16 protein-coding genes are annotated in these 15,979 nt (G+C 28.2%); 10 read left to right on the forward strand and 6 right to left on the reverse strand.

Going from position 1 to position 15,979, the window contains the following annotated elements; all coding sequences use genetic code 11:
* The first annotated feature begins 49 nt into the window (after nt 1-49).
* Nucleotides 50-526, forward strand: coding sequence for a DUF4252 domain-containing protein (locus SHK09_RS09765; protein WP_319810586.1), 477 nt, complete (start codon nt 50-52; stop codon nt 524-526).
* 18 nt (nt 527-544) lie between these two features.
* Here the strand turns inward: SHK09_RS09765 and SHK09_RS09770 are convergent, their stop codons facing one another.
* Nucleotides 545-892: an arsenate reductase family protein gene (locus SHK09_RS09770; protein ID WP_319810587.1), complete on the reverse strand. Its 348-nt coding sequence runs from the start codon at nt 890-892 to the stop codon at nt 545-547.
* A gap of 41 nt (nt 893-933) precedes the next feature.
* On the opposite strand from SHK09_RS09770, the gene SHK09_RS09775 reads away from it, so the two are divergent.
* Genes SHK09_RS09775 through SHK09_RS09785 form a run of 3 tightly spaced genes read left to right on the forward strand, consistent with a single transcriptional unit; the run spans nt 934 to nt 3,823 of the window.
* Nucleotides 934-1,389, forward strand: coding sequence for a DinB family protein (locus SHK09_RS09775; RefSeq protein ID WP_319810588.1), 456 nt, complete (start codon nt 934-936; stop codon nt 1,387-1,389).
* A gap of 6 nt (nt 1,390-1,395) precedes the next feature.
* Nucleotides 1,396-2,631 carry a sodium:proton antiporter gene (locus SHK09_RS09780; RefSeq protein ID WP_319810589.1) on the forward strand — a complete coding sequence of 412 codons (1,236 nt, stop codon included), beginning with the start codon at nt 1,396-1,398 and terminating at the stop codon, nt 2,629-2,631.
* 43 nt (nt 2,632-2,674) lie between these two features.
* Nucleotides 2,675-3,823 (forward strand): cystathionine gamma-synthase, encoded by a 1,149-nt coding sequence (locus SHK09_RS09785; protein WP_319810590.1) that lies wholly within the window; start codon nt 2,675-2,677, stop codon nt 3,821-3,823.
* Nucleotides 3,824-3,891: 68 nt separating this feature from the next.
* Here SHK09_RS09785 and SHK09_RS09790 read toward each other — a convergent pair whose 3' ends face one another.
* The 3 genes from SHK09_RS09790 to SHK09_RS09800 form a co-directional block, all read right to left on the reverse strand.
* Nucleotides 3,892-4,506 carry a deoxynucleoside kinase gene (locus tag SHK09_RS09790; protein WP_319810591.1) on the reverse strand — a complete coding sequence of 205 codons (615 nt, stop codon included), beginning with the start codon at nt 4,504-4,506 and terminating at the stop codon, nt 3,892-3,894.
* Between the two features lie 64 nt (nt 4,507-4,570).
* Nucleotides 4,571-5,248 (reverse strand): response regulator transcription factor, encoded by a 678-nt coding sequence (locus tag SHK09_RS09795; RefSeq protein ID WP_319810592.1) that lies wholly within the window; start codon nt 5,246-5,248, stop codon nt 4,571-4,573.
* Nucleotides 5,241-6,839: a HAMP domain-containing sensor histidine kinase gene (locus tag SHK09_RS09800; protein WP_319810593.1), complete on the reverse strand. Its 1,599-nt coding sequence runs from the start codon at nt 6,837-6,839 to the stop codon at nt 5,241-5,243. The genes SHK09_RS09795 and SHK09_RS09800 overlap by 8 nt, the downstream gene beginning before the upstream one ends.
* A gap of 120 nt (nt 6,840-6,959) precedes the next feature.
* On the opposite strand from SHK09_RS09800, the gene SHK09_RS09805 reads away from it, so the two are divergent.
* The 6 genes from SHK09_RS09805 (at nt 6,960) to gldA (ending at nt 13,660) form a co-directional block, all read left to right on the forward strand.
* Nucleotides 6,960-7,316 (forward strand): hypothetical protein, encoded by a 357-nt coding sequence (locus SHK09_RS09805; protein WP_319810594.1) that lies wholly within the window; start codon nt 6,960-6,962, stop codon nt 7,314-7,316.
* 12 nt (nt 7,317-7,328) lie between these two features.
* Complete coding sequence (locus SHK09_RS09810; protein WP_319810595.1) at nt 7,329-8,162, forward strand: GLPGLI family protein; 834 nt, start codon at nt 7,329-7,331, stop codon at nt 8,160-8,162.
* Between the two features lie 89 nt (nt 8,163-8,251).
* Nucleotides 8,252-9,091 (forward strand): GLPGLI family protein, encoded by an 840-nt coding sequence (locus SHK09_RS09815; RefSeq protein WP_319810596.1) that lies wholly within the window; start codon nt 8,252-8,254, stop codon nt 9,089-9,091.
* Nucleotides 9,092-9,122: 31 nt separating this feature from the next.
* Nucleotides 9,123-11,873: a TonB-dependent receptor gene (locus SHK09_RS09820; RefSeq protein WP_319810597.1), complete on the forward strand. Its 2,751-nt coding sequence runs from the start codon at nt 9,123-9,125 to the stop codon at nt 11,871-11,873.
* Nucleotides 11,874-11,897: 24 nt separating this feature from the next.
* The gene (locus SHK09_RS09825; RefSeq protein WP_319810598.1) at nt 11,898-12,713 is read left to right on the forward strand and encodes a hypothetical protein; all 816 of its coding nucleotides are present in this window, start codon (nt 11,898-11,900) and stop codon (nt 12,711-12,713) included.
* Between the two features lie 53 nt (nt 12,714-12,766).
* The gene (gene gldA, locus SHK09_RS09830; protein WP_319810599.1) at nt 12,767-13,660 is read left to right on the forward strand and encodes a gliding motility-associated ABC transporter ATP-binding subunit GldA; all 894 of its coding nucleotides are present in this window, start codon (nt 12,767-12,769) and stop codon (nt 13,658-13,660) included.
* A gap of 319 nt (nt 13,661-13,979) precedes the next feature.
* Here the strand turns inward: gldA and SHK09_RS09835 are convergent, their stop codons facing one another.
* Together SHK09_RS09835 and SHK09_RS09840 are read right to left on the reverse strand one after the other, a co-directional pair.
* Nucleotides 13,980-14,630 (reverse strand): HAD family phosphatase, encoded by a 651-nt coding sequence (locus SHK09_RS09835; RefSeq protein ID WP_319810600.1) that lies wholly within the window; start codon nt 14,628-14,630, stop codon nt 13,980-13,982.
* Entirely contained in the window at nt 14,630-15,943 is a 1,314-nt protein-coding gene (locus SHK09_RS09840; protein ID WP_319810601.1) for a D-arabinono-1,4-lactone oxidase, read from the reverse strand. The genes SHK09_RS09835 and SHK09_RS09840 overlap by 1 nt, the downstream gene beginning before the upstream one ends.
* Nucleotides 15,944-15,979 lie beyond the last annotated feature (36 nt).

Genomic DNA, 15,979 nt, shown 5'->3' on the forward strand with positions numbered 1-15,979 from the left:
TAGTTGTAACAAAAAATGTTGGTAGTCGTCTAAATTAAAACCTATTACCATGAAACAATTAGCAACAATTTTCTTAGCCTTATTTATTACAGCAATTTCTGCACAAGAAGTAGCATTTCAAAAATTTTACAAGCTTAATAAAGAGAAATCAACATTTTCTATTAATGTATCTGCATCTTTAGCAGGTTCTTTTTTAGATGATGAAAACGACAGCGACTTAATGAATATCATTAAAAAATCGAGTGATTTTAAATTAATGGTTTTTAATAATGAAGATACTGTTATTGCTAAAAACTTTAAGAAATTTAAAAGGAAAAACAATTTAAAAACTCTTGCTCGTATAAAAGAAAACGGAAGTAAAGCAGCGTTGTTTTTTATTGAAAAGAATAATTACATTAGAGAAATTATTATAAAAACAAATAGCAATACAGATAAACTTGTTTTGTTTGGTCTAAAAACTAAAATTACAAAAGAAGAATTAGCTGCTATGATTGCTTCTTCAGATATAGAAGTTTCATCAAAATAAAAAATTAAAAGAGAAGGTTTAACCAATCTTCTCTTTTAATTCTGCAACAACTTTTTTACTATTTCCTATAAATATTTCTTCATCAACAATAAAAACGGGGCGTTTTAAAAATGTATATTCATCTAGAATATATTGTCTGTAATCCGCTTCCGAAATTTCTTGATTTTTCAAATCCATTGCTTTATACAGTTTAGCACGTTTATTAAATAATGCCTCATAACTTCCAGAAAGTTTATGCATTTCTTCTAATTGTTCTGCTTTTACAGGACTTCCTTTTATTTCTTGTCTTTCAAAACCATCTGTATTTACTTCTTTTAAAATGCGTTTACAAGTATCACAAGTTTGTAAAAAATAGACTTTCTTCATATTAATCAATTATATTTGTTCCTTCAAAAATAAACATAAAAATGAAGACACAATTCGATGTTTTAAGAAAATCGCGAGATTTAGTTATAAAAGAATTAGAAGGTTTAACTTTAGATCAAATTCATGTAATTCCAACAGGTTTTAAAAACAATATTGCTTGGAATGTAGCACACTTAGTAGTTACTCAACAAGTTTTACTTTATAAATTCTCGGGTTTAAATTGTCTGTGTCCAGATGAATTAATCGAAGCGTATAAAAAAGGAACAGTTCCTACAAAGAACTTTACAGAAGAAGAATTTGAGGAAGTAAAAGAACTGTTGTTAGGACTACCAGATACTTTACAAGAAGATTTCGAAGCAGGAATTTTTGAGGAATATGCAGAATACCCAACAAGTACAGGTTTGGTATTAGATTCTATAGAAACTGCTATTGCTTTTAATAACTTTCATGAAGGTATTCATTATGGAATTATTAGATCTATTAAGAAATTTGTATAATTACATATGGATTATTTTCTAATTGCAACCGTTTTAATAGTATTATCAGCAGCTTTTGGTTATATAAATACTAGGTTTTTAAAATTGCCAAATTCTATTGGTTTAATGCTAATAACCATACTATTTACATTAGCCGTTTTTGTATTAAGTTATTTTGATGATACCTTGCTACTAAAAGAAAGAGAGCTTATAACAAGCATCGATTTTAAGACAGTATTATTAGATGTAATGTTAAGTTTCTTGCTTTTTGCAGGAGCATTACATACAAATTTTCAGCAATTAAAAATTCAACGGAAACCTGTTTTAATTTTTGCAACATTAGGTACTTTAATTTCAACTTTTTTAGTTGGTGTATTTGCTTTTTACGCACTTAAAATAGTAAACCTTAATGTAGATTTTATTTACTGTTTACTTTTTGGAGCATTAATATCGCCAACAGATCCTATTGCTGTGTTGGGTATTATGAAAAAAGTTGGAGCTCCAAAAAAATTAGAAACAAAAATTGTTGGAGAATCTTTATTTAATGATGGAGTAGGAGTTGTAATTTTTCTTACAATCTACCAAATTGCAAGCGGAGGAACAGAAATCTCTTTTGGTAACATAGCCGAGTTATTTTTAGTTGAGGTTGTTGGTGGTTTGGTTCTTGGTCTTATTATTGGTTGGGTAACTTATAGACTGTTAAAGAGTATTGACGATTATGATACTGAAGTTATTATTACACTAGCAGCAGTTATGGGAGGAACGTTATTTGCACAAGAATTTCATTTATCTGCACCTTTAGCAATGGTTACAGCAGGTTTAATTGTAGGAACAGATACTGTAAGAAAATCTTCTATGAGTGAGATAACAGAGGTATATGTAGATAAATTTTGGGAACTAATAGATGTGCTTTTAAATACGATTCTTTTTGTAATGATAGGAATGGAAATCTTGGTTTTAACTTTTGACGCAACTTATGTTTTAGCAGGTTTTATAATCATTCCGTTATTATTAATAGCTAGGTATATTTCTTTATTATTACCAATAAAAATTTATGCTAAGAAGTTAGAATTTGTACCTAAAACAAATTTAATTATGACTTGGGGTGGTTTACGTGGAGGAATTTCTATAGCCTTGGCTTTGAGTTTAACCCAAGACATGGAACGTGATTTGTTTTTAGTAATTACCTATATAGTAGTTGTTTTTTCTATACTTGTACAAGGATTAACGGTTGGTAAATTGATTAAAAGGTTTACCAAATAATCTACAAGTTATTTTATAGTATTATAAATAATTCTGAAGAAAAATGAAATTTAATACCAAAACAATTCACGGAGGTCAAAAACCAGAAAAGGCAACTGGCGCTATTGTACCACCTATATTTCAAACATCTACATATGCGCAATCTAGCATTGGTGCAGACCAAGAATATAATTATTCTAGAGGAGCAAACCCTACAAGAACAGCCTTAGAAGATAGTTTAGCATCTATAGAAAACGGAACGCATGGTTTTGCGTTTTCTTCTGGTTTGGCTGCAATAGATTGTGTTTTAAGAACCTTAAAGCCGGGTGATGAGATTATTGCAGGAAACGATTTGTACGGTGGAACTTATAGAATGTTTACTAGATTATTTGAAAAATACGGATTAGAATTTACGTACGTAAATACAAATTCTGTAGAAAATATTTCTAAAGCAATAACAGAAAAAACGAAGTTAGTTTGGTTAGAAACACCAACAAACCCATTAATGAAAATTGCAGATATTAAAGCAATCTGTAATACTGTAAAAGATGTGAATTCTACTATTTTAATAGCTGTAGATAATACATTTGCAACACCTTATTTACAGAAGCCTTTAGATTTAGGAGCAGATATTGTAATGCATTCTGTGTCAAAATATTTAGGAGGTCATTCAGATGTTTTAATGGGAGCTTTAATTGTAAAAGACGCAAAATTAGCAGAAGAATTACATTTTATTCAGTTTGCTGCTGGTGCAATTGCAGGTCCAATGGATTCTTTTTTAGCATTAAGGGGTATAAAAACATTACATATTAGAATGCAACGCCATTGTGAAAACGCAAGAGCAGTTGCTCGTTTCTTAAATGCGCATTCAAAAGTTGGTACTGTTTTTTATCCAGGTTTAGAAGATCACCCAGGTTATGAAATTGCCAAAAAACAAATGAAACATTTTGGAGGCGTAGTTTCTTTTAGTTTAAAAGATGAAAGCAAAGAAGCTGCTTTTAATTTTTTAGAAAATATTAAGCTTTTTACTTTAGCAGAATCTTTAGGTGGTGTAGAAAGTATGGTTAACCATTCTGCAACAATGTCTCATGCATCTATGCCAGAAGAAGAACGTTTAAAAGCAGGAATTACAGATGCTATAATTCGTTTAAGTGTTGGTATAGAAGATGAAGAAGATTTAATAGCAGATTTAGAGCGCACTTTAAATTTATAGAATATATATTAAATATAAAAAAAGGGTTGAAATTTTAAATTTCAACCCTTTTTTTTGTTTTATCTTAGTTAGAATAACCCATTTATTTGAGAATCTATTCTATCTATAATATGTCCTAAATCTTCTTGGTTATCTACAAAATCTAAATTATCTACATCAATTATTAATAATTTTCCTTTTGTATAAGTAGATATAAAAGCTTCATAACGCTCATTTAATCGACTTAAGTAATCGATAGAAATAGAGTTTTCATATTCTCTACCACGTTTGTGAATTTGCCCAACTAAAGTAGAAATGTCTGCACGTAAATAAATTAATAAATCTGGCGGTTTTACTAAGTTTTCCATTAATTCAAATAAAGAAGAATAATTACTATAATCTCTATTTGTCATTAAACCCATTGCATGTAAATTAGGTGCAAAAATATGTGCATCTTCATAAATGGTTCTATCTTGTATAATGTTTTTACCAGTTTCTCTTAATTCTAAAATCTGTCTAAATCGACTATTTAAAAAGTATACTTGTAAATTGAAAGACCAACGCTCCATTTCTGTATAAAAATCATCTAAATACGGATTCTCATCTACAGACTCATAATGAGGTTCCCATTTGTAATGTTTAGATAAAAGTTTGGTTAGCGTAGTTTTACCAGCGCCAATGTTTCCTGCTATTGCAACGTGCATATATAAAATGTATAAAATTTAAACGGTGCATAAAGGTACACAAAATTTATAATTAGAAAAGTAATTAACATATCAATTTATAACCAAAACCTCGCACGTTTAAAATTTGAATGTTTTCATCTTTTTTTAATTTTTTTCTTAATTTAGATATAAAAACATCCATACTTCTTGCGTTAAAAAAATCGTCATTGCCCCAAAGTTTATTCAAAATAAAAGCTCTGTCTAATACTTTGTTTTTTTGCTCGTAAAGATAAAAGAGTAATTCTGCTTCTCTGTGTGTTAATGTTTGCTCTTCTTTAGAAAAAAGAAGTATTTGTTTCGTTAAATTAAAAGAATAATTGCCAATTTTAATATTTTCAGAATCTGTTTTTACTTCAACTCTATCTAACAAAGATTTCATTCTAACAATTAGTTCTTCCATAGAGAAAGGTTTTTTTAAATAATCATTTCCACCATGTTTAAACCCTTCTAAAACATCACTAGTTTGCGACTTTGCTGTTAGAAAAATAATAGGAATACTTTTATTTACTTGTCTAATTTCTTTAGCTAATGTAAAACCATCTTTAATAGGCATCATTACATCTAAGACCAAAATATCTGGGCACTCGTTTTTATAAATGTCAAAAGCTTCCGCTCCATTTTCTGCATGAAAAACAGTAAAATTTCTAGATTCTAAACTTTCTTTTACAATTAAACCTAAACTTGCTTCATCTTCTGCTAAAAGCACTTTAATATTATCCATTTGGCAAGTTTATTTTAAAAATTGTATTATTTTTTATTGATGATAAAGTTAAAGTTCCATCATGTTTTTCTATTATTTTTTTGCTGTAATACAAACCAATTCCAAAACCCTTTACATCGTGTGTGTTTCCTTTAGGAACTCTGTAAAACTTGTCAAATATTTTCTCTTGTTGGCTTTTATCTATGCCTAAACCATTATCTGCAACTATAATTTCTGTGGTGTTTAAAATAGAATTTATGTTTATTTCTATAAGATTTCCTCCATATTTTACAGCATTATCAATTAGATTAGAAAGCACATTTTCAAAATGAAAATCGTCTATTTTTAAGTAAATTGGTTTTAAGTTTGAAGAGAATATAATTTCTTTTTCTGAATGTAAAAATTGATGTTTAGTAACTAACCTTTCTATAGTTTCTACAATATCTATTGTTTCCTTTTTTAAGATTAATTGTTCGCTGTCTAAAGTGACAGTTTCTAATAATTTTTCTACCATTTGATGTAGCTTTTTTAACTGAACAGAAGACATTGCTAAGTACCTCTTAGTTTTCTCTTTATCATCTAAAACATTAAAATTTTCTATAGCTTCGATTGCAGTAGAAATTGTAGCAATAGGTGTTTTAAACTCGTGCGTAATATTACTTATTAGATCGTTTTTAATAGTTGCTAATTCTTTTTGTTTGTTTATAATTTTCAACAAGTAAAATAAACTAGAAATTACAGCTAAAGATAATAATAACGATAAGAAAATACCGAAAGAACTTCTCTTTAATGCTTCTAAAGTTGGGTTATTATAGTATAGTTTAAAAGTTTCGTCTTCTCTAACAAAGGTAGATTTAGAACTAATAGAAAATGTGTTTTTATCTAAAATAGAGTCTTTTGTTTGATGAAATAAAGTGTCGTTTTTTAAATGATGAAAACTTGTTTTAAGGTTTATTTCTTTTTGTTTTAATTGATTTTCTATTAAAGAATCTATTTTTTCATATTCTACAGATTGGTCTAAAAATGAAATAAAAATGGGCTTTAAGTTGGTTAAAATTTTTAAACTATCTGCTGCTTTTTTTCCTCTATAATATTTAACAGAGGTTTTAGAACCATCTTTATTTATAGTATAGCCTTTTTTGTTGTCTGTAAATTGAGTAACTATTTTTAAAGAATCTGGTTTTTTCGAAATAGGAGTGTCTTGATCTAAATTAAATTCTGTAACAAATTCTTTTGTAGAGTTCATTAAAGAATCTCTAGCCTCTTTAGACATTTTTTCGTCTGTTGTAAACTTTAAATTGGTAATTTTTATAGTAGGTTTCTCTTCAGAAGTTTTTCCTTTCATCTTTTTTAAAAGTTTACCAATAGAGCTACTTTTAAAAGATTTATTGTTATCTGTATTTTTACTGTCTATTATAGTTAGAAAATTACTTTTTGCTAAAGAAGAGTAATATTCTTCTACAGCATTATCTAAGCTTAATTGAATTTCATTAGTTACCTGTCTTTTGTTTTCTTCATAATTTTTATAATTCCAATAAAACTGTATTGCAATAGTTGCTACAATTGTAATTGTAATAAAAGTTAAAACCCAATGATGTTTTTTGCTTATCATATTACAAATATAGTTGCAAAAAATTATAAAATTAGTTGGTTAACACTCGTTAACACTTATTAACCTTAAAAACTAGTTAAGCGTTGCATCTTTGTAATATAAAATTTAAAAACAAGCCAAATGAAAAAAGTACTAACCTTATTTTTATTAACCTTTTCAGTTATATTATTTGCACAAAAAGAGAAAACAGAAGTTGAATATTTTGAAAATACCGCATTAAAAGTTACTTCTTTAAAAATTTCTTCTGGTTCAGTTAAGGAGTTAGAAAATATTAATTGGATAGATTTGAAGAGTGTTTTTGAGTCCAATAAAAAAACAGAAACGATAAAGTTGGTTTTTGAAATAGATTTAAAAGACTCTAAAAATAAATTCAAAGGCTCTTTTTCTATTAAAGACAAAACCCAAAATATAGATTCCTTAATTACTAGAGCTAAGAAAATGTTAAAAAGTTTGATAAAAATATCTAAAAATTATTAAAATAAATTAATTATGAAAGTATTATTAACAACAACCTTATTACTTTTTGTTATGTCTTTAGTTGCACAAGATTTTCAAGGGAAAGCAACTTATAAAACACATAGAAAAAACTCTTTTAAAATAAAATCGATTAATGGATCTTCTTCTAATGACAAGTTTCAAAAAGAAATGGAAGAGAAGATGAAGAAAATGTTTCAGAAGACATTTATTTTAAACTTCACAAAAGAAGAGTCTACATATAAGCAAGAAGCAACTTTAAAAGCTCCACAACCTCAAGCAAATGGTTTAAGTTTTGTTTCTTTTGGAGGTGGAAGTGACAATAGTATTCTTTATAAAAATATTAAGGAAAATTCTTATGTAAATAAGACAGATATTATGGGGAAAGCTTTTTTAATAAAAGATGATTTAAAGAATTTAGATTGGGAATTAACTTCTGAAACTAAAAATATTGGAACCTATACCTGTTATAAAGCCACTTATTCTGTAGAAGCAGAAAAAACAAGTATGAAAATGGCAGATAACCAATTAAAAGAAACCAAAGAAAAATACACAAAAACAACTACAGCTTGGTTTACAATGCAAATACCTGTAAGTAATGGTCCCGAGAATTATGGTGGTTTACCAGGTTTAATTTTAGAAATTAACGATGGTAAACTAACAATTGTTTGTACAGAAATAATTTTAAATCCAAAAAGTAAAATTAAAATAGAAGTTCCTGAAAAAGGAAAAAAAGTAAATCAGAAAAAATTTGATGAGATTCAAGAAAAAAAATCTAAAGAAATGATGGAACGATTTAGTTCTAAAAGAGGAAGTGGTAATACTATTGAAATTAATATTGGCGGATAATTTTTTTTATTTAGTAATTAAACTTTTAAGTTTTCTTTAAGTCTAAGAATTAGTGATTAACATCATTTTGAATAAAAAGACAAAAACTTATGAAACCATTATTTACATTATTTCTAGTATTACTATCAGTAGCAACTTTTGCACAAAAAGATTTTCAAGGAAAAGCAACTTATATGTCTAAAACAACAATGGACATGGATCGTTTTTCTAGAAACGGACAATTATCTGAAGCTAGAAAAAAACAAATTGCAGATAGAATGAAATCTATGTTAGAAAAAACATTTATTCTAACGTTCGATAAAACTGCTTCTACATATAAAGAAGATGCAAAATTAGAAGCTCCTGGAGGTGGAGGAGGTTTTAGATTTGGAGGATTAACTGGTGGAGGTACCAAATATAAAAACACCAAAGATTTGGTGGCCTTAGAGTCTACAGAGTTTTTTGGAAAAAAGTTTTTAATTTCTGATACTATGGAAAGACCAGAATGGCAATTAGGAAGCGAAACTAAGAAGATAGGAGAGTATGTTTGTTATAAAGCAACATTAATTAAAGAAGCTAACCCTTTAGATTTTTCAAATTTTGGAAGAAGAGGAGGTAATGATGATAAGAAAGATTCTAAAGAAACTGAAGCGCCTAAAAAAACAACAATTACTGCATGGTATACTCCTCAAATACCTGTAAGTAATGGCCCTGGAGAGTATTGGGGTTTACCTGGTTTAATTTTAGAAATTAATGAAGGTAGAACAACTATTCTTTGTACAGAAATTGTTTTAAACCCTGGTGAAAAAGAAGAAATAGATACACCTACTAAAGGAAAGAAAATTACAAGAGAAAAATATAATGAGACAATTACTAAAAAGATGGAAGAAATGAGAGAAAATTTTAGTGGAAGAGGTGGTAGAAATGGTGGTGGAAGAGGTAGATCTTAATTAGTAGAAAAATCAATTAAACAAACAGAAAATGAAAAAAATTATATTAATAGCCATTTTTATGGTTTCATTAGTTTCTAGCGCACAAGTTACTTTAACAGGTGTTGTTAAAGATAGTATTGGTGCACCTTTAGAGATGGCAAATGTTTTAGCTATAAATAAAGTTACTAAGAAAATGTCTTCTTATGGCTTTACAGATGCTAAAGGAAGATATAAGCTAGATTTAGATAAAAATAGTACGTTTGATATTAAAATAAGTTACATCGGTTTTAAAACATCAGACTTTGTAATTGTTACAAAAACTGATGATATTGTTAGAAATGTTGTTTTAACAGAAGACAATTCTTTAGATGAAATAACAATTGTTTCTAAAATGCCAGTAACTATTAAAGGAGATACTATTGTTTATAATGCAGATTCTTTTAAAAATGGTTCTGAAAGAAAGTTAGAAGACGTTTTAAAAAAATTACCAGGTGTAGAAATAAATGATGCAGGAGAAATAGAAATAGAAGGTAAGAAGGTAGAAAAGTTAATGATAGATGGTAAAGATTTCTTCGACGGAGATACTAAATTAGGTTTAAAAAATATTCCTTCTAATGCAGTTGATAAAATTGAAGTTTTAAGAAATTTTGGAGATGTTGGCCAGTTAAAAGGTGTGCAAGACAACCAAGATAGAGTAGCAATAAACATTAAGTTAAAAGACGGAAAGAAGAACTTTTGGTTTGGAGATATTACTGCTGGTTCTGGTAGTGCACCGGATGAAAGTTTGTATCTTTTTCAGCCAAAATTGTTTTACTATTCACCTAAATATACTATAAATGTTATTGGAGATGTAAACAACATGGGTGAAGTAGTATTAGATAGAGGAGATATTAGAAGTTTTAGTGGTGGTTTTAGAAGTCAGAGTCCTTCTAACGGAACAAACATAAGTTTAGGAAGTGCAGGAATTGGTTTTTTATCTGCAAGTGGAAGAAATGCAAATAAAATTGAAACTAAATTAACTGCTTTAAACTTTAGTTATTCACCTAACCAAAAATTAGATTTAAGTGGATTTTTAATTTTCTCTAGTAATACAAATGGACAGAGAAGTATTAGTGATATTGATTATGTAGATCCAGCAACACCAGATGATTTTAAAGAAAGTTTAACAGATCAAACAAGTAATACTGGTTTATTTAAGTTTAGCGCTAATTATAAAAAGGATATTAACAATCAATTAGATTATGATATTATTGGTCGTTTTTCAAACGAATTTAGAACAGATGCCGTAAATTCTCTTGTTTTAAGTGATATAGCAGAAAATGAAAGAGGAACTCCATATACTATTAATCAGAATTTGAGTTATTTCTATACAGCAAATGAAAATAATATTTTTGCTTTAGAGGTAAAACACCAATTGCAAGATGAAGATCCTTTTTATGTAGCTTCATTAGAAAATAACCCTAATAATAATGATGATGTAGATAATGATGGTTTTGATGATGCAGCAGGAAGTTTAGGTTTAGATAGAAGTAATTTGTTTTATAATTTAGAACAAGACAGAAAAGTAAAATCCAATCAATTAGATGCAAAACTAGATTACTATAATATTTTAAATGCAAAAAGTAATTTAAACCTTGTTGTAGGAACCATCTTAAGTAAGCAGAATTTTGATTCTAAGTTTTTTCAAATTTTAGATAACGGAACTAATTTTGATCCTACCCCAACAATTCCTGGAAATACAGATCCAAGAACAACAAATGATACTGAATATAATTTTACAGATATTTACGCAGGTTTAAGATACCGTTTAAAATCGGGTATTTTTACATTTACTCCTGGTTTTACTGTGCATTCTTATTCAGTAAAAAATACACAATACCAAACAGAATTATTAAAAGATACGTTTCAGAAGTTTTTTCCAGAATTTAATATGATTGCTCAGTTTAAGCAAAGTGAAAGCTTACGTTTTTCTTATAAACAAGAAGTTAATTTTACAGATGTAAATCAATTAGCAAGAGGTATTGTTGCCAATAGTTATAACTCTTTTTTCTTCGGAAATGAAGAATTAACCAATGCAAGTTTACATAATGTAAGCTTAAATTATTCTAGTTTTAATTTGTTTAACTATACAAATGTTTTTGCAAGAATTAACTACAGAAAAACTATAGATCAAATAAACAGAAATACTATTTTTGAGCCTGGTTCTGTTGTTTCTAGTAGTACTTCTATAAATTCGCCTTTAGATAACGAGAGTTTTACAGCTTTTGGTAGAGTAGGTAAGACATTTGGTAAAATTAAAACTTCTTTAGGTGCTAATTATAATTATAGCAAAACGTATCAGTTTGTAAATGAAGAAGAAAATACAAATAAAATTAATAGTCATTCTTATAATACAAGTATTGGTACTAATTTTAGAAAAGCGCCAAATGTAACTTTAAAGTATGCTGTAAGTTTTTCAGACCAAGATAACAGTGCAAGAGCTGCTATTGTAAAAAGTGTTACACACAGACCGTCTATTAGTTTCGATGCTTATGTTTGGGATGCTTTAACAGTTCGTTCAGATTTTGCTTTTAATGAAGTAAGACAAGACGGTAACAAACAAAACTCTTTTAGTATTTGGGATGCTACTTTAGCTTACAGAAAAGACAAAGATGCAAAATGGGAATATGAGTTAGTAGGAAGTAACCTTTTAGGAACAGGTTCTACAACTAGTATTAATAATGGTACAATTTCTTATTCTATAAATGAAACGTTTATTTTACCAAGATTTGTAAGTCTTCGAGTAAGATATCAATTATAGTATAAATTAAATTTTTAAGTAAAAATGGCTCAAGAAATTGAGCCATTTTTTATTTACTTTATTTATTTTAGCCAAATGAGTTTACTAGCATCTAAATCTCCTTTTTACGCAACAGCTAAAAGTTTAGGAATCCTTTTCTTATTTATTGGCTTCGGACTATTTTTAGATAGTGCTTACATGGTAGAAATTACAGAAAATGCACAATTGTATGCCAATATTAGTATGGTTATTGGTTTTGCTATTGCTTTTTGGCAAGTAAATAAACGTGTAAGAGAACAAATGATTTATGCTGTTCTTATAGCAATTGTTGGTGAGTATTTATTTTCTATTGTTTTAGGAATGTACACCTATAGGTTAGGCAATGTGCCGCATTACGTACCACCAGGTCATGCTTTAGTATATGTTGGTGTTTTATACTTTTCTAAAGCAGCTTCAATAATAAAGAATAAAATAAAATTAGAACAAATTTTTACTGTTTTTATTCTTATTTATGCAACAGTTTTTCTAATTTTTAGGTTTGATGTTTTTGGTTTTTTAATGACAATTGCAACGCTCTTAATACTAAGAAAAAAGCCAAGAGAGAAACTATTTTACCTTGCTATGTATGTTACAGTTGCTTATTTAGAAATTATTGGTACTAATTATTTATGTTGGGAATGGCCAGCAACAGCTTGGGGAGTTTTCGATTTTTTACCAAGTCATAATCCACCAAGTGGTATAAGTCTTTTCTATTTTTTATTAGATTTAGGTACTTTGTGGCTATATAAGAAACGACATAAAATAGCGTGGTTAAGGATGAAAAATATTCGAAAAGTTAGATTAAATCTGTCTAAACCATAAACTAAAAGTCTTTTTATATCGTTAATTAAAGTGATAACTAATTTTCTTATTAAATGTCTATAAAAGTAACATCCGTTTCTAAAGTTTATAAAACTCAAAAAGCATTACACAATGTTTCTTTTTCTGCAGATAAAGGCCAAATTATTGGTTTTTTAGGTCCTAATGGAGCAGGGAAATCTACAATGATGAAAATTTTAACCGGTTTTATTAAACCTAATGAAGGTACCGTTTTTGTTGATGAGATCGATGTATTAGAAAATCCATTGGAAGCACAAAAAGTAATTGGTTATTTACCAGAGCACAACCCTTTGTATAAAGATATGTATGTGCGCGAATATTTACAGTTTCAAGCAGCAATTTTTAAGGTTGATAAAAGCCAAATAGAAGCTTGTATAGAAAAAGTAGGATTAACTTTAGAAGCACATAAGGTTATTAATCAATTATCTAAAGGATATCAACAAAGAGTAGGTATAGCTGCAGCTATTTTACACAATCCTAAAGTACTAATTTTAGATGAACCAACAACAGGCTTAGATCCTAATCAATTAGTAGAAATTAGAGGGTTAATTAAAGAATTAGGAAAAGACAAAACTGTTTTGTTTTCTACACATATTATGCAAGAAGTAGAAGCAGTTTGCGATAGAGTTATTATCATTAAAAAAGGAGAAATTTTAATTGATGAACAACTAAATGAACTTAAAGAAAATAATCTGCAAGTTATCGAAGTTACTTTCGATTATAAAATTGAAGAAAAGCTTATTAAAAGACTACCAAACGTAGTTTCTTATAAAAATACTTACGATAATACTTGGTTTGTTACCTTTGAAAGTGAAGACGATATGCGACCTGTTATTTTTGATTTTGCACAAGAAAATGGTTTAAAAATTCTTAGTCTAAATACACAAAATAAAAACTTAGAAACGCTGTTTAGAGAAGTAACTGCTTAGGTTTTTATTAAAAATAATTTTCCTTTTTATTACTTTTCAATCAGTTTTGTCATTTCGAATGTAAAGAGAAATTTCATAAGAGTGATACTCCAAGATTTATAAGTGTTCTGTAATTTTACTTTCGTTAAAAATAAAAATATCACGACTTTGTCACTTAGAAGTTATGAGAAGTCGCATAGCGATAACAACTCAAATGAGTTTGTTTTGTACTTTTTTCTCGATAGTTTACCTAATTATAAAAAATAAATAGATACCTTTTAATCACAAAAAAAACATAGAAGAGTATTCTATGTTTTTTAGGAATTATTTTTTCTAAAAATTATTTAGTTAAATATTGATAAGCTTCTAAAACAGTTGGAAATGTAAGTATGCTTCCTACTTCTTTAAGTTCTCTTTCAGTATAAGCTGTGGTAATTCCAATGGGTTGCATACCCGCTAATCTAGCTGCATTGGTACCTGTTAAACTATCTTCAAAAACCCAAATATCTTTAAAATCCTCTTCTTTAAAATTTAAAGCTTTTGCAAGAGAAATATAAGCTTCGGGAGCCGGTTTTGGTTTTACATAATCTTGTAAACCAAAAACAACATCAAAGTTTAAATCTAAATGATAAATGCTATTTTTTAAAAACTGTTTTGTAGCGTTACTAGCAATTCCGTAAGGTATTTTTTCTTGGGATAAAAATTTTGTTATTTCACGAATTCCTGGTAATAAAACAGGAACAGTAAAGTATTTATCTAAATGTTCATCTTTTAAATAATACAAATCTTCTGTCTGCTCTTTTTTACCAATAACATTGCAAAAATATTCGGCAATTATCATTGGAGATTTTCCTGAAAGACTTTTGGGAAAAGGAGCTATTTCTGTATTAAATAATTCTTTAAAAGCAGAAGCCCAAGCCGAATTATGGCTTTCTTTACTGTTAACAACTACGCCATCAAAATCAAATAAAAATCCTTTAGGTATTGCCATTAATTACTTTTTTTTTCGTTAAATATTTCTGTTAAGTACGGATTCAAAAATTTATTAGTTGGGTCTAATTCTTTTCTTAAAAGTTTAAAATCTTCCCATTTATCATATATTTTAGAAAGTTCAGCATCTTTAGCAGCAAAACGTTTTCCCCAATGTGGTTTTCCTCCGTATTTTAGAAATATCTTCTCAATACTCTTAAAAGCTTCATAAGTATCTGCAGTAGCAGCATTTCTAGAAACACAACCCATTGTAACGGTGTCTTTGCCAAAAGCATAGCTTAACCAAGATTTGTCTTTATAAACAAAACGAACATCCATAGGAATATGAATAAACGATTTGTTACTCCATTTGTTTATTTCTGTTTTCAATTCTTCAAAAACAGTAGGAAAAACATCTAAACCAATGGTCCATTCTGCCAATTCTAAAGTAGAACCTCTAGATTTTGTAACGGTTGCTTGGTATAATGAACCTTTGTGTTCTTTTGTAGAACTAAAAAAACCTCTGTATAAAAGTTTGTTTGCAATGGCAGTTATCCAAGGGAAAACATGTGTGTATTTATATAATATTTTAGAAGCTGTTCTTCTATGTTTTAAATACTTAGGACCTAAATCTTCGATAACTTTTGTATTTGGGTCTATTTTATCACCAGTAATAACATAACCTTTATCTGTATGAGGAAGCCATAAAATTCTTAAAAAGTCATGTTTTTTTAAGCGTTCACCTATTTTAGGTAACCAAACGCTATCATCTTCAGGACCTTCTTTTATATGTAAAGTATAGATTGGTTCACATTTAAAAGTGATTTCAGAAAATACACCAAGAACACCAAGTGAAACTCTAATAGCATTAATTAATTGGTCTTTATCTGTTATTACTTTAAGAGAACCATCTGCTAGAACAACACTACATTTAGTCATGTATTCAGAAATAAGTTTACCGCTTGTACCATGTGTTCCTGTAGCTAAAGCACCACCAATAGTAATTGTATTTATATCTGGTAAACAAGGTATACACCAACCTTTAGCTTCTATTGCTTCTAGTAAATCACCTAAGATTACACCAGATTGTACGGTTACTGTATAATCAGTATCGTTAAAAGATAAAATTTTATTATAGGTTGTAATATCTATTAATGTGTCTACTCCAGATGCTATATCTGCAGAAGATTGTTTTGTTCCAAAAAAACGAACTTTTTCAGCATCCGTTATTACTTCTTGTAATTCTTTTTCTGTTGTAATTTTGTAAAGTGATTTGTAGTTGTATGTAAGATTTTCATTCCAACTTACCCAAACACCATTTTTGTTTTGTTTCATGTATTTTTTAAAAGATTAAACAAAAGTAGTAATTAT

Source organism: Polaribacter sp. PL03 (assembly GCF_033875165.1).
Taxonomy (GTDB): Bacteria; Bacteroidota; Bacteroidia; order Flavobacteriales; family Flavobacteriaceae; genus Polaribacter.